The organism is Providencia stuartii, assembly GCF_029277985.1.
GTDB lineage: Bacteria > Pseudomonadota > Gammaproteobacteria > Enterobacterales > Enterobacteriaceae > Providencia > Providencia zhejiangensis.
The window spans coordinates 512,684-527,649 of the sequence record NZ_CP119546.1 but is presented as its reverse complement, the minus strand read 5'-3'; the positions used below and the strand labels follow the sequence as shown (position 1 = coordinate 527,649).

Here is a 14,966-nt window from a genome sequence, read left to right as displayed (position 1 = left end):
TTATCCCTTATATTTATTATTTTTAAAAATTATCTTCACAATAATTACCATCGATATAACCAGTAATATTAAATTCAGTAAGAACATGCTAGAAAAGCTGACCCTTTCAATAAGCATACCACTCATCATAGGACCTAAAGCGATACCTAACCCTAACGTTAATGACGTAAGATTCATCACATTACCATCCACTTCATATTCAGCGGCAATACTCATCGTGAACGGTAATATCAACGCCCATATATATTTAAAAACATAGCAACTAACAATGACAAATAGCGTATTAACATTTAAATACATTGCAAGTACTGCGGCGATGAGAAAAATAAAGCTGGTGACAAAAACTAAATTGACTTTTTTACTGAATAGAATCGATGTTCCTGCACCTAATATCCCTATCATGCTAGCTGAACCTAAGATATTGTAGATTGTTGATAGCTCCACATTGATTGCTTTAAGATATCCACCAATAAATGTCCAAACACCTGCAATCACAACATTGAATAAAAAGATAGCAAACAAACAAAAATACATTTCACTTTTAAAAACACTTTTACTGGCAACACCTTGTGTTTTCTCTTTAAAAATCTTTTCTTCTTTCATCCGCCAAATAGAATCTATCCCCTTTGTCAGGGGTAACACACAGACGAGTAATATTGATATAAAAATATATGCCGATATTATTCCGTAAGTATCAAGAAAAATGGGAAGAATAAAAAGACCTAAACTGCCTAAGACGATTTGGCTGAATAAAGAGATACTGAATGCACGATATGCGTTTGGTAACAATGCCATACAGGAGTTAGTAATGATAAATATTGTCGACCCAAAGATGGCGACTAGAATTCTGATCCCGATATAGAGATTAAAATTATCTTTAATGAAAAAACCTGAAGCAATATTCAATACTGAAACTAATAAAATCATGACGATATAGATATGGTACCAATTTATCTTTGTTTTTAACCAAAAAAAGGCTAGCACATTGGCTAACATCCCAGTTAAAATTTCTATCATATAGATAAAACCAACTTTTTCTGGGGAGAAACCAAGTTCCTTATCCATTTGTAACGTAATTAACGGAGCCCATAAAAACATCATTGGAATAAAAATTCCGCCGATAATAGGTGCAAGATAGATTTTCCATGTTGATAATGGCATTTTTTGAGACTTTATAGAACCGACAGATTCACTCATATCACCCTCTCTTATTTTCCATTTTCAATCATATAAATATAAATAAATAATTTTTTTAATAGCTAAACATGACAACTTTTTGTTTTATTACGCCACTCTTTTAATATCCCCATGAATTATATAAGATTAAACTTCATAAATATTAACCCCTGCGTTTAACTAAAAATAAAAAACGCACCAAAAATATTTTTTCGCTTAAAAAACAAAATACAATGACAATTCACAACCATATTATCTAGGCACTAAAAAAATGACGATATAAAAAACCACATTAATAATATCAAAGCAAACTCAATAACTATTTAACCGTTTAATTTTAAATAACCTCACTTTAAATACGTAAATACACCACTTTCAGATTGCTTAATATTTATCACAAAATATAACTATTATGGGCTTAGTCCTGAACTACGTTTTTGCCCTTTTATTATTTATAAAAAATAAAAATCAATTAATTTACTCAATCAATATTGAGGTATAAAGAATGGCTAATTCAATTATTAAACATACTAAAAAGCTGTTGGCATTAGAGATATTTTCGATATTAACTGCAAGCTGTTACATTCCTACCATCAATGCGTCTCCCCTTTTTGACGATGCAACATTAAAAGGTGGAATCTATTATTGGCAAAGGGATAGAACAAGAAAAGAGTTAAATCCAAGTAGTGATAAATATGGTGAGTATACTGATAACCTAAGACACTCCTCATTAAATGCGGCATTGGACTTTTCCTCTGGTTATCTTAACGACTTTATTGGTTTCGATTTTGCTGGATTTACTGCTATTGAATTATCGGATGGTGGCCCTGCCGCTCCTAACGAAATTGGTTTTAGTGATGCTAAAAATGTTTGGGATGAAAAATGGACCGGTGATCGTAGTGGGTTTACGTTTACAACCGCAGCAACTAAATTAAAAATGGGCCCGTTTTGGGCTAAAGCAGGTTATATACAACCGAGTGGACAAACTTTATTAACACCGAACTGGAGTTTCTTACCAGGAACATATCGCGGCTTAGAAGTTGGGGCTGAATTCGATACTGACGCTAGCGGTAAATTTAATATTTCATACATGTGGACAGATGAGTATAAAGCGCCATGGTATCGAGAGATGGCGGATTATCGTGAAGCAGATGCAACCACGACAATTGATTATTTACACTCCTTAGGCGTCAAATATGATGCCAAAAATAAATTGGTATTAGAGGGCGCTTTCGGTCAGTCAGAAGGCTATATGGATCAATACTTCGCTAAAATCTCCTATGCATTCCCACTTGCGGAACGTGATTTAAGAGTTTCGTATCAGTTTTATGGTGCACAAGATAAAGATAATAGTGGCGGGGTTAACGATGTCTATGACGGTTTAGCATGGCTACAGGCATTTACCTTAGGCTATACCTATGATTCTCTAGACTTTAAGGTAGAAGGAACGATGGTCCATTCACCAGGCCGACAAGGATACTTTTTATCACGCATGACATCTGCCTATAGCTCATCGAATGGTCGTTTAGATATATGGTGGGATGGCCGCTCAGACTTTAACGCTGATAATGAAAAAGCATTATTTGCGGGGGTCACCTATGATTTATCCAATTGGGATCTGGCAGGTTGGAAAATTGGAACCTCTTATATCCATGCTTGGGATGCAAAACCAAGTAGCAATCCAATTTATGATCAAAGCCAACGTATCAGAGAAAGTGCATGGAATGTTGATATAGGCTATACCATTCAGTCAGGGAAAGCGAAAGATACCTCATTCAAATTACATTACACCCGCTTTGATAATCATAGTGATATTCCAAGCTGGGGAGGTGGATTTAATAACATCTTCCAAGATGAAAGGGATATTAAGTTTATTGTAATGGCGCCATTTACGATTTTCTAATTAGCACGCACATTTTAACTTTTCTCCCTTTTGAGCGCGCGAGTTCTCTCAAAAATGCGCATTGCCTCATCTAAAATACCGGCCATCACTATATGGTCGGTATTTCCCCATTCTTATCACTATTCTCTATACCTTAAAACAGGCTATTATTTTCTCCGTTCACGACTGTTCAAACAAAAGTAGCTAATGCGTGAAAAATAGATAATGATATTTAAATCTCAGGCGAACCCGAGCTATTATGCGAAATATTCTTCTTAATCGAATTGATCATATACAGCGTGATGTTTTAGCTATTGGTACCGATTATCAACCTAATGTACTGCTAAATTCACATGTTCATAGACGTGCGCAGTTTTTATACGGTGCAACAGGTCTCATCGAGGTTAGCACCCGTGATGGTGAGTGGGTCATCCCTCCTGACTGCGGTGTATGGATCCCTGAAAACACACCACATGAAACGAGAATGCTAAATGTGAGTACGCGCAGTCTCTATATCGAACCACATGCGGCACCACGACAACCGCATAAATGTGAAGTACTACGTGTTTCTCCTTTATTACGTCAGCTATTACTCGAAGCCGTCGACATCCCGCTTGAGTACGATCTCCATGGCCGTGATGGTATTTTGATCCAGTTGATCTTACATGAGATTTCACGTGCAGAGCCTTTACCTTTTTTTGCACCCGTTCCTCAAGATCCCCATTTAGCAAAGTTGTGCCTAGCATTCCTACAAGATCCGAAAATCACCTCATTACCTCATGAATGGGCAAAACAATTACACAAAAGTGAGCGTTCATTTAGTCGCTTTTTTGTGGCTCAAACGGGTCTCTCTTTCTCTGAATGGCGTCAACAGGCTTGCTTGCTTAGAGCCATGACTGATATTTCAGCCGGTAAATCAATTACCGAGGTTGCTTTTGGCTTAGGTTATAACAGTGCGGGGGCTTTTTCAGCCATGTTTAAAAAATGGCTAGGGCAAACGCCCTCAGATTTTATTCAACATATAGGCAAATCCACGCGGGTTGGTTGAGCCGTAGGTTAACGCTAATTTGGGGATGATAAGCGAAACGATTGTTTATCATCGAATAGACTCCGTCACATCACCTCAGTCTAGATTCAAGACACACAATACTTACGGCTCAACCAAATACTTGTATTTCTGAACCAACATCAATCATAGGTCGCAATCAACCATGCCGAACCTTGATAATCCCCAGCTACCGCATTTTTTCCTTGAATACGGCTGGTCACTCTTATCGTATCTAATTGATGAATTTCTAATGTTAAACTTTGTCCTGTCTGCCCTGTTGCTTCATCCGTTAACGTTAATTCGCTATAGATAACATCATTGCTATTTAAATGGCTTTTCAATGGCAAGCGTTTTTGCGGATCACTGTCTTTCGTATAATCTAGACGCAAGCGAATATTGGTTGATGACTTAAACTTACAGCTATAAAAAATTTTTTCTGTCACCGTGCTATCGTAATTCACACTATTTAATTTACCATGGCGTAGGCTCACCGTTTCTGCCTGACCGGTGCTTGTCGTCGTCGTGCAAAGAGAATCAATATGAATTTGGGAAGCTGCTAATCGTAAAGGCACCGTCGTTTCATTGATTGGCCAGCTATCATATGGAGGTACCGTTCTATTAGCAGTAAACGCTCTCACATAGCCCCCTAAATCCATTGCATTGATAACTAACTGCCCATCAATAATTCTTTCACCAATATAGAATGTTAGCTTAATAGGAAATTGGCTATAAAATTGGCCAGATGGAAAGACATCACCACCAAAACCATTGGAGCACACTGCCGCATCAATATTCACCCAGTTCATTAGGTTTGTTTCAACGGTCATAATTAAGTTGCTATTGATTTGATAAGCCGGTTTGCCTTCAATATGAGTGCCCGCCATAGGTGCATACATAAATAAACGGTGGAATGCGTTATCAGACGGAATATTGGTCTCTTTTTTCCCCCATTGCCTTCCGTGGCACCTAACCTGCCCAGAAACGCTGACATCCTTACTCGCGCTATCAATAAGCATGGTATTACCGATGCGGTAATAATTTTTACCATTAGAACCGACTATCGGTTTCGGTATTAATTCACTATCACGTTCTAATTTGATCACATAGCCTGTATTCGGGTCGACGATTTGTGCTGCATAGTCAGCTATAGCCTCAAAGCTAATCGCGATGAATAATAAAGCGATTATTCCTTTACCATGCCGAATTCTGACACGAATACCGCCATAAGATTTAAACTTAAACATAACCGCGATTCCCATTAGTCATAGGTCACCAAAATAGTCATAGCAGAGGTAAACTTACCTACAGCTAATCGCTCCGAAGGGATAGTGCTGATTAAACGTGCTTGTAAATCAGCTCTATATTCGGTAGCGCTGATTTTTTTAGGATGAATTCGTTGCAGCTTATTAATATCCAGTACATGTACTGCTCCCTCTGTTATTTCATTAAACAGGATCCCTAACCCTGCCGTTGTGGTCGCTAACAATGTCTGTCCATGATGTTGTAATGTATGAGTACCTTTAGGATTTAAAATAATCGCTAGGTTTTTATTAAAATCACAGCCTGAAAGATGAATCGGAAAATCTTTATTAATATGCGTGTTATCTAATGCTTCAGGCTTCATACTTCCAAAATCTATCGTCAGTTGTGAGTCATTATGTTCACTATGAATATTACAGCTAGGCGCCACCATAGTTGCATTAACTTCAACTAACACATCAGATTGAGCTAATGTGCTCATTAAAAAGCAAACGGCGATTATGGTACTGTCTCTTTTCATTACTCATACTCCACCGAAAATGTCGCTGTCCCCTTAAAATCACCAACCTTTATTTTTTCAGTCGCAGGCTTGCGTACAAAGACACCAAACGTTAATTGTTGCTGGTCATTCACCACTGAAACAACACCAATATCAATAGGTTGATTCCAAACAATAAGCTGATTATTTTTATTGGCTTCAGTAATTCCAAGCAACGCACCACTTTGACCTTGTGTCATTAAATAATGATGACCGCCAATATTGGTTAGTTGCTGGCTTTGCCAGGTAAATCGAATCGTTTTATTCAAATCAGATTGACTGCATTTATTAATCGCAATAAAGAAAGGTTGTATTTCGCTGGCGCCATGCTCATTAATATATTGCCAACGTAAATTATCTAGCTTAATTTGCTTATTAACGGATTCAGTAGCAATTTGGCATTTGCTGTGCACCAGTTCACCGCGAAATTGCACGTCTAATTGTGGATAACAAAATGCGTTTTTTGGCATTAGCACTAACATGATGACAACAATAAACACGTTATTCATAGCTAACCTCCAATCTCAATATATGCTGATTTTCATTGAGAATAGGCAGTGGTATTTTATTATTTCCATGTGTTAGTTGCGCTGCTGAACGTTTAAATTTTTGCCCCTGCAAAACATCATAAAATTGCAATTTAACGGGTGTTTTAACCGAACTATCAGGAATATCATTTTTATGAAAAATAACACCAGCCCCACATTCCGTTAAAATAACGTCAGTATTCATGGCTAAATTACAAGGGGCACTAAATAATGCTGCATTAACCTTAATCCACCCTTGTCGTGGCTGTTCATAATAGGTTTCTTCCGCGGGTGTATTAGCGACAGGCGTTGCAGCTTGAGTCCAATTGCTCACGACACAACTCAGAATAACCAACAATAACCATCTTCTTTGATGTTTCATTATTGCCTTCCCCCTCGACTATCTTGTTTGAGAAGCGTGACTACAGCTCTTTTGTCACTGTGCAAACATCACTGACACACTGAAAAGCCAGTGTAGGTTTGCCACCATAATCATTGATATAGGTAAGATAGGGGGTTGCTAATTTGGAGGATGCCATATCGTGCGTAGATCTTGGTGGCACCATCACGACATCAAAATGGCTTTTCTCTGATTGCGTTTTGCTATCGCCTAAACCAATCACCGTTAAATGAAAAGGGGTCCGATTGTGCAGTTTATAGCCTTTTGTCGTTCGAGTTAGTGTGACCTTATGAGCCCATCGCGTTTCTGATTCCGCTAAAATACGGGTAGGCCGATAAAACAACTTAACACGAGACTGCAACGCAATTTGTAATGTATTCCCTTCCGTGGATTTTGGGGGAACTTCCCGCAGATTGAAATAAAATACCGACTCTCTATCTTGAGGTAACTGCGCAAGCAAAGGCGTTACACTCAATCTCACTAAGCTATCACTGTTTGCTTCGACTCTCTGCAAAGGTGGCGTTGATAAAATTGCCCCTTTGGTTAATTTATTTCCCTGTAAATCCTCAATCCAGCTTTGTGCTAAATAAGCTTCTTCAGGATTATCATTCGTGATCCGGATATTGATAGAACGTTCGCTTCCGGGAAAAATAATTCTTGTTCGGTCTAATGTAATGGCGCTATATGCACTCATCGCAACTGACATTGTTAGCAAAAAACAGCCCCATAATAGCCCATGATGTAACTTTAAATTCAACATAAATGACCCCATTAACCTAATTTAATGACCTTTTGAATACGCGGTTGGTAAAGAAGTGGCGCTCTGAATACACGGCAGCAGCAACATGTTGGACGATTGCGTGAAATTGTCTGGTAACCTTAGCTCACACTGTTTGTGGTTATTCCAGTAAGCAAACAGTGTTTCTTGTGCAGAAACACCGACTAGCCAAGTGACTCCGTCTTCCCCAACAATTCCTAATTCTTGGTTATCCGCATTACGCACACTGGCACCAAAGGGGAGGCTTTGGCCATTTTCTAACGATAAAATGGCAAATAATTTCTCTCCCTTCATCACGGGTAAATGACGATAACCAATGGCCCCTTTAGTCAGCGTAATATCTGTCGTCGATACCATCGTTTCTAAATTATCAGGTAGCTTACTGGTATTAATTGATGCGGTAGATTTACGGTAGCTATTCACATTTGGGATAACTGCCAGACCAAAGCCATTCGTTTTTATCACGCCATTATCTAATGGCACGCCACTGGCTCCCGCCGTGTCGATCATTAATCGAGTATCACCGTGAGCAGACCGATGTAATGCAGCGCCTTTCGCCGTTACTGTCACGCCACTATTTATTGAGCCACCAATACTGCGATATTGATGAGGTACATAGCTCGCGTTTGCAGAAATATTGGCTTGTGACAGGTCTCGTGAATAGAAACCGCTCAGGCTGGTTTGATTATCAATATTCTGACCATGGTTATATCCCATATTTAAACTGTAATTATCAGTGGCGTTATAACCGCTATAACCAATGTTATGGTTATATTGATGGTGACCAGATGCTCGAGAATAAAGTTCAGAGAAAGTTACACTATGGCCTGTATAAAGTGGCACCGAAAAATACACGTTGATAGCATCATCTGCGACGCCATTATCACGTTCAGTACGAGTCGCCGATAATGATAAATTCGTATCATATTGAGATAGCGTTGGCAGACTCATATTCGTGCTCGCATACAAACCATATTGTGTTTGTGAATCATTTTGCCAATAAGTACTATATTGATAATTCAAAGAGATATTAAAGTTCTCAAAATACTTATTCAGATAAACTTGATAATTTTCTTTTTGAGCGCGAGGCGTTACGCCAATGCGCTCTTCATCCATAAACTGTGTTAACGTTCGGTATTCTTTATCAGCAAAACGATACCCCGCAAACGTGATATCCGTGCGTAAATCATCAAATGATTTCGCGTAGTTAAACCGATAAGAGCGCCCCTGTAATCTTTCGTCTGGAAGATCTGAAAACGATTGGGTAATATCAGCTGAAATCGCACCGATAGCAAAAAGATCACGCCCTAAACCAAGCGCTAATGTTTGATAATAACCGTTTGCCTGTGTTCCACCATAAACTGACCAAGTATTGGACACCCCATAAGAGAACTCACCGCCAATAATAGGCTGACCAGTCAGGTGACGGCCGTCATAACGTGTTTTTCCGCCAACTAATTTATAAATCAACCTGCCCGGACGGGTTAAATAAGGTAACGAGGCAGTACTGATACTAAATTTTTTCTCCTCGCCATTTTCTTCGCGTACAGTGACATCTACTACCCCTCGTATTCCGCTATCCAATGTTTGAATACGAAACGGACCGGGTGGTACGGCCGTTTCGGCAATTACCCGCTCTTGACTACGAATAATCACCGTTGCATTAGTATTGGCGACGCCAATAATTTCTGGTGCATAGCCAACAAGCTTTGGCGGTAACATTCGGTCATCGCTTTCTAGCGAAATACCACTGTATTGCCATGCGTCAAAGATATCCGAATAGAAATCATTTTCCCCCAACGTCAAAATAGCGGCGGATTCTTTTAATGAGGTAAAAGCATATAAGCGGCTAAAATCAAACTGATGGGTTTCCTGTGGATAGTGTGAGCCACGCTGGTTTTGATAATTAGCATGATAGTCTCCGCGTAATCGCCAAGCACCAATATTGATCCCCGTCGTGCCATTTGCTGATAAATAAACTCTTCGGGTTCCCCCTTTTTCCTTAGTCGCTGACATATTAGCGTTGAAATCAATAAAACCGCCATTGATGCCCTCTTCCCATAATGCCGGTGGTGTCCAATACGGATCCCGATATTCCATCCACATTTGAGGGATCGTGATATGCAGTGACAATGTTGATAATTCAACTTTTGTTTGTATCCCTGATAGAGATGAAAAATCGAGGCACTGGCCATTATCTGAGAGTGTGACCTTTTTTTCTGCCGAACTTTTCAAACCAATCAATTCCAACATATCAGCAGGAATACAAATCCTTTGTGACGGTACCTCAGCCTGTGTGTTTTCGTCATACACCGTAATGTCTCGGGGTGCCCCCAAGCGCAAACCATTAACGAATACTGTCAATACATAGTCACCAGGCGGTACATACCCTGCGACAGAAAATTGGCTTATATCAATATGTTGGATATCTTGGGCATCCAGTACATCGGTATTGAATTCGGAAGCGCCAGCTGTCCATGCCATAAAGCCAAACGTAAATAAAACGACCTGCCTTACTTTGCAATGTTTGAACATCATGCTCTGTTCCATCCCAAATACTGCAAAAGAGTTCCCTCGACGTAGACCTTATGAGGCTCCTCATTTTGTTCTTATTGATAATCGATGAAAAAACGAATCAAACCTTGATAGTTACCTGCCTGAATCGGTTGCCCTGTCAGTTCTAGCCGTAAAAAATAACGTAGAAAAAGGGTTTGCCCAGATTTGTTTTGTCGTAGCACATGATGAGATAAGGGATAATTTTGCCCAGGAATGAGGACCTGTGATTGATCATTCAATACTGAGACCCCCAAGCCTTGAGAGGGGCCACGCAATACAAAAGCCTCAATTTGCTGTGCCTTTTGACCATCAAAGCGAATTGACCATGTTTTACTATCAATAGAGGAATACACACTGCCACAATCACGTAACTCAATAATAAATGGCTGGTTATAACGTTCCCGACGACTCATCGTAGAAAGCATCGTCAACGTTAAAGGAGAAAAATTAATCGTTTGGTGGCGATTTGGCATGACAATGGAACAAGGAGTTGCCACCACGTTGCCAATCATTCTTGTCATCCCATTAAAAGCGCGTTCATCAGCATCCACAGACGCGTATGCAACAGCGATTTCAAGCGTGAATAACATGATTAAGCACATTACTTGGCAATGAAAACGAATAAGCTGTTTGTATGCGCTCACTGTATCCCTCCACATATCAATAATGCCGCCAGCAATTTACTGGCGGGCAGCCATCCTGCTTATTGGTAAGTAATACGGAAATTGGACGTTGCGCTAAATTGCCCTTCGGCAACCTCTTTAGTGGTATCAACAGCTTTAGCCAGCGCTTTGAATTTTAAAGTATTATTTCCTTTTTTATTCACTATCATCGATAAGATATCTTTAGCTTTACCAAATTCGAACCCATCAATCCCCACTCCGACATTGTTTGTGTTCCCCGCTGACGTCGCCAGTAAAGTATTAGCCGCATCGGCATAACTTTGCCCCGTAAAAACAAGTTCCATCGCTTTAACGGCTATTGGTTTACCACCCGCATCTTTATCAAAATCAGTAAAATCACATCCCGTGAACTCAATATTAAAGTCAACCTCAGCGACTCTACCGTTCTCTAAAGCACGGCGAGATAGTTGTCCAAAATCAATAGTTTGCTTTAATGAGGATTGTGCAATATTACAGGGAGTACTGACGACGGTACCGATAAAATCTAATGTTCCTGTGTTATCTGCAAGGGTGTTGAAAGAGGCCATAGAGGTAGCAATAACAACCACCTGCGTGAATTTAATTAATCTCATGTGTTTTTCCTTTCAATATAAAATTTAAATTGAAGCAACCCCATCATTAAAAATTCTTTAATGACGTAAATTTAATATTTCATTGAAATTTCAATCGCTAAATAAAAAAATCATCCTTGATCAAACCGTCTTTCTCCTCCTTCATACGCAATATTGGAGCGTCGCGTATAAATAATATTATTTACTGATAATTTCATTATTAGATATTATCGATATAGCTTTATTTCTGCTATTTCCGCTGAGTAGTTAGCCATTACGTTGAAAAAAAAGTCAGACCAATCCATATCGAGTGCTTTCAATAACACATCTAATGTTTCAATACTGATACTCGTTTCACCTCGTTCATAGCGGGATATTTGTTGCTGACTGACGTGCAGCATCTTTCCAACTTGAAGCCCAGTTAACGATTTACGTCTTCTTGCTGATCTTAAAAAATCACCAATATCTTGCCGTAGTAGAATCCTATTTTTAATCATATTAAAAACCAACGAAAATATAGTTAACATTTAAAAAACAAGCCAATCTTTAATTTAAAAACCTCACCATCATGAATAAAATAAAATTCATAAATTGGTTCGCAACATAATAAATAAAAAAACATAATTTTAATGAAATATAGAGTTATCATTAGAGACTGTAAATACGTTTATATCGATCGAATCATTAATAATTCATAGATAAATGCTATCAAAGGCAATTAAATCGATCGTTATATACGATTGCAAATTTGATTTAACCCTTTAAAACCAACAAGATAAACAAAACACATTCGAATTAAATAATATAAAAGACAATTAATTATTCAATATAAAAATGAAAAAAAATATAAAATTAATCATTAATGCTATTTGTAACAAAACAATTTAACTCGACATTAAAAAAACAGCATAAAACCATCAACAAATAAAAAAACAACATTAATATCAATAAAAATCATTACATCAAACATAAAAACCACAATTACCCAAAAAATGAGTTAAAAGGAAAGTCATGCAACATTAAAACAATTGAAAAATATAAAAGTAAACACCAAGAACAAAAAATAATTAAAATAATACCAACTTGTTATTATCTAATTCACATTATTATCTCCCTTGTGATTAAAATAACCCATTGAGCAATATGATCATATAATCTCTTTGCTATTAATTGGTTTAGTTAATTATTATCTCATTACTTATTCTATTGTCACTTTTTTATTTTACACATGATTGCTTAGCACGATAGTTTAATCAATGACTAAAAAGGTTCCTGCGATGACAACGAGATGCTGGAGATAAACAAGGTTTTTCCATAGCATATCAAGCTATTGAGCTGGGAAGTGGCCTTTATGCTTAAAAGATAAAAAAAGGGCCAGAACATATAGTCTGGCCACGCTTTCATTAATGCTTTTTGTTTTTATGATGATTTAGCGTCTCTTCTTTGAGGTCTAATTCATCACGTAAGCGATGGTATACACGTTCGTTGATATTTTTACCTTTACGCATGAGATATAGCGCATCGCGCTTCGCTTGTAAGGCAGAACGAGACATTTCACGTTCCATATCAATCATTTTATGTAAATCATAAACATCGGATTCGGTTTCATCGGTGTTATCTAAACGTCTGCCATAGATTTCCAATAATTGGGCCCCGACTTCTGTACGCATTGCGATTTCATCCATATCCTCTGAAGGATGATTCATTAGCTCGCGTAAATGAGCCATTGCGGCTTCATTCAATGCCATACGTGCACGAATTTCATCATTATCATACGGTAAATCTTGGACTAACCCTTTGGTCAGAATAGGTAATGCGACACTGGCAATCAACAAAGAGCAGAGAATCACCCCCATCGCTAAAAAGATTGCAACATCACGATTTGGAAACAAGGAGTTGTCTGGCATCAATAATGGGAGAGTTAAGATACCCGCTAAAGTAATGGCGCCTCGTACCCCCGCTGTCGCCATGACTGCCATCATGCGTATATGTAATACATCAGCCTCTTTACCACGACGGCGATTATGGAATACCGTTAATGTCATGGATATCCATACCCAACCGAAACGTAAAATAGCCAATGCCACTGTAATAACAATCACGTATACAAATAGCATCCATGGATGGCTAGCACCAGCCGCTTTGGCTACCTCTGGCATGTTATTCCACATACTTGGTAATTGCTCACCTAACAGGATGAAAATCATACCATTCAGGGCTGTTTGTACGGTATCCCATACTGCCTTACTCTGCATACGCGTTGCGGCTTGCATGCGTCCTGCAATTTTTTCATAGTGCATTGCGATACCCGCAACCACCGCGGCTAAAATACCAGAGACATGCAGATGTTCAGCCAATAGGTATGCACTGAATGGCATTAATAGGCTGATCATAATTTGGATAGCAGGCTCTTCCCCCGTACGCTTGACTAAAAATTGGTTTAACCAACCGATGACCCAAGCCACTAACAAACCAATTAAAATACCGCCGAAAGCAACGAGTACAAATTGTCCAGCCGCCGATGCTAATGAGAAGGTGCCGGTTAGCGCTGCGGTGACAGCAAAACTAAAGCAAACCAGACCTGTTGCATCATTGAGCAGTGATTCACCTTCAAGAATATGCGCCATACGCGAAGGTAAAGGTGAGTTAACTGTCATTGCAGAGACCGATACCGGATCAGTCGGGGATAAAATGGCCGCCAACGCGAAAGCAACGGCGAGTGAGATAGCAGGAATCAACCAGTGAATAAAGAACCCCATCCCAATCACCGTGACCACAACAAGGCCAATTGCCAGCGACATGATAGGTTTTATTTCTTGGAATAACGCTTCTTTAGGGATACGCCATCCATCTAAAAACAGTAATGGAGGAATAAACAGGAATAGAAATAGATGCGGTTCAAATTCAACCGTAAAACCAAAAACGGATAGCCCAGCACCGAGCGCTATCTGAATAATAGGTAAAGGAATAATATCCTTAAGTAACCGTGAGATAAAAACACTCACAATCACGGCGAGTAAAAATACCAAAACAAGGGTCACAACTGACATGGATTTGCTCCAATTTTAAACTAAATAGACGTTATCAGTAGGAAAGTAAATAGATAAATTGAATCGATGTAAAGTACCTATTTAGTCAGAAAATAAAAAAACAGAATTATCATAAAACTTATAACACAATCATTCTGTTACAAAATATTACCGTTATCATCAAATAGTGATGAATGAAAATCTATCTTAATGATAATTAAATATTTATTATAATTAGCACAGATAAATTACATTCCCCTCTTTAATTTTGCTTTTCTGGCGTTTTTTTCTCTTCAACATCTAGGCACCCAGTTGTTTCTGTTGTCATGCCCTTTCTGTTTGCCTGAAGGCTCGAAAACAGATGAGTCAGTATATTGTTGGTTGCTTAAATCTGCTGATCTCCTTTCCTATCACGCTAACACTGTTGCCTATCTTCAATGGTCACTAACAGACTCAGACGAACGATTAAATATGCCAGTGATACGTATGACACTATTCACTCCCGCTATCACTGGCATCAATATTTAACATTCGAACT

The 14,966-nt window shown here is 38.6% G+C and carries 13 protein-coding genes; 2 read left to right on the top strand and 11 right to left on the bottom strand.

Annotated features, from left to right (window positions below; all coding sequences use genetic code 11):
- Complete coding sequence (locus tag P2E05_RS02245; RefSeq protein ID WP_276122996.1) at positions 1 to 1,197, bottom strand: MFS transporter; 1,197 nt, start codon at positions 1,195 to 1,197, stop codon at positions 1 to 3.
- Positions 1,198 to 1,681: 484 nt separating this feature from the next.
- Between P2E05_RS02245 and chiP the strand changes: the two genes are divergently transcribed.
- Both chiP and P2E05_RS02235 read left to right on the top strand, forming a co-directional pair.
- Entirely contained in the window at positions 1,682 to 3,079 is a 1,398-nt protein-coding gene (gene chiP / locus P2E05_RS02240) for a chitoporin ChiP (protein ID WP_154623380.1), read from the top strand.
- A gap of 238 nt (positions 3,080 to 3,317) precedes the next feature.
- Positions 3,318 to 4,106, top strand: coding sequence for an AraC family transcriptional regulator (locus P2E05_RS02235; RefSeq protein WP_154623379.1), 789 nt, complete (start codon positions 3,318 to 3,320; stop codon positions 4,104 to 4,106).
- A gap of 140 nt (positions 4,107 to 4,246) precedes the next feature.
- Here the strand turns inward: P2E05_RS02235 and P2E05_RS02230 are convergent, their stop codons facing one another.
- The 10 genes from P2E05_RS02230 to P2E05_RS02185 all read right to left on the bottom strand — a co-directional run bounded on the left by P2E05_RS02230 (position 4,247) and on the right by P2E05_RS02185 (position 14,449).
- Positions 4,247 to 5,350: an adhesin gene (locus tag P2E05_RS02230; protein ID WP_230085835.1), complete on the bottom strand. Its 1,104-nt coding sequence runs from the start codon at positions 5,348 to 5,350 to the stop codon at positions 4,247 to 4,249.
- 14 nt (positions 5,351 to 5,364) lie between these two features.
- Positions 5,365 to 5,886: a fimbrial protein gene (locus P2E05_RS02225; RefSeq protein WP_163860609.1), complete on the bottom strand. Its 522-nt coding sequence runs from the start codon at positions 5,884 to 5,886 to the stop codon at positions 5,365 to 5,367.
- Positions 5,886 to 6,413, bottom strand: coding sequence for a fimbrial protein (locus tag P2E05_RS02220; RefSeq protein ID WP_163860608.1), 528 nt, complete (start codon positions 6,411 to 6,413; stop codon positions 5,886 to 5,888). Before P2E05_RS02220 ends, P2E05_RS02225 begins: the two co-directional genes overlap by 1 nt.
- Positions 6,406 to 6,813, bottom strand: a complete 408-nt coding sequence (locus tag P2E05_RS02215; protein WP_272690387.1) for a fimbrial protein — start codon at positions 6,811 to 6,813, stop codon at positions 6,406 to 6,408. Before P2E05_RS02215 ends, P2E05_RS02220 begins: the two co-directional genes overlap by 8 nt.
- Before the next feature lie 40 nt (positions 6,814 to 6,853).
- Complete coding sequence (locus P2E05_RS02210) at positions 6,854 to 7,591, bottom strand: fimbrial biogenesis chaperone (RefSeq protein ID WP_154623375.1); 738 nt, start codon at positions 7,589 to 7,591, stop codon at positions 6,854 to 6,856.
- 21 nt (positions 7,592 to 7,612) lie between these two features.
- Positions 7,613 to 10,159 (bottom strand): fimbria/pilus outer membrane usher protein, encoded by a 2,547-nt coding sequence (locus P2E05_RS02205; RefSeq protein ID WP_276122995.1) that lies wholly within the window; start codon positions 10,157 to 10,159, stop codon positions 7,613 to 7,615.
- Positions 10,160 to 10,218: 59 nt separating this feature from the next.
- Positions 10,219 to 10,809, bottom strand: coding sequence for a fimbrial protein (locus P2E05_RS02200; RefSeq protein WP_247047624.1), 591 nt, complete (start codon positions 10,807 to 10,809; stop codon positions 10,219 to 10,221).
- Positions 10,810 to 10,868: 59 nt separating this feature from the next.
- On the bottom strand, positions 10,869 to 11,420 hold the full coding sequence (locus P2E05_RS02195; RefSeq protein WP_272687546.1) for a fimbrial protein: 552 nt from the start codon (positions 11,418 to 11,420) through the stop codon (positions 10,869 to 10,871).
- A 206-nt stretch (positions 11,421 to 11,626) separates the two neighbouring features.
- Positions 11,627 to 11,896, bottom strand: coding sequence for a helix-turn-helix domain-containing protein (locus P2E05_RS02190; protein WP_154623372.1), 270 nt, complete (start codon positions 11,894 to 11,896; stop codon positions 11,627 to 11,629).
- A 906-nt stretch (positions 11,897 to 12,802) separates the two neighbouring features.
- Entirely contained in the window at positions 12,803 to 14,449 is a 1,647-nt protein-coding gene (locus P2E05_RS02185; RefSeq protein WP_272578430.1) for a Na+/H+ antiporter, read from the bottom strand.
- Positions 14,450 to 14,966: the final 517 nt, after the last annotated feature.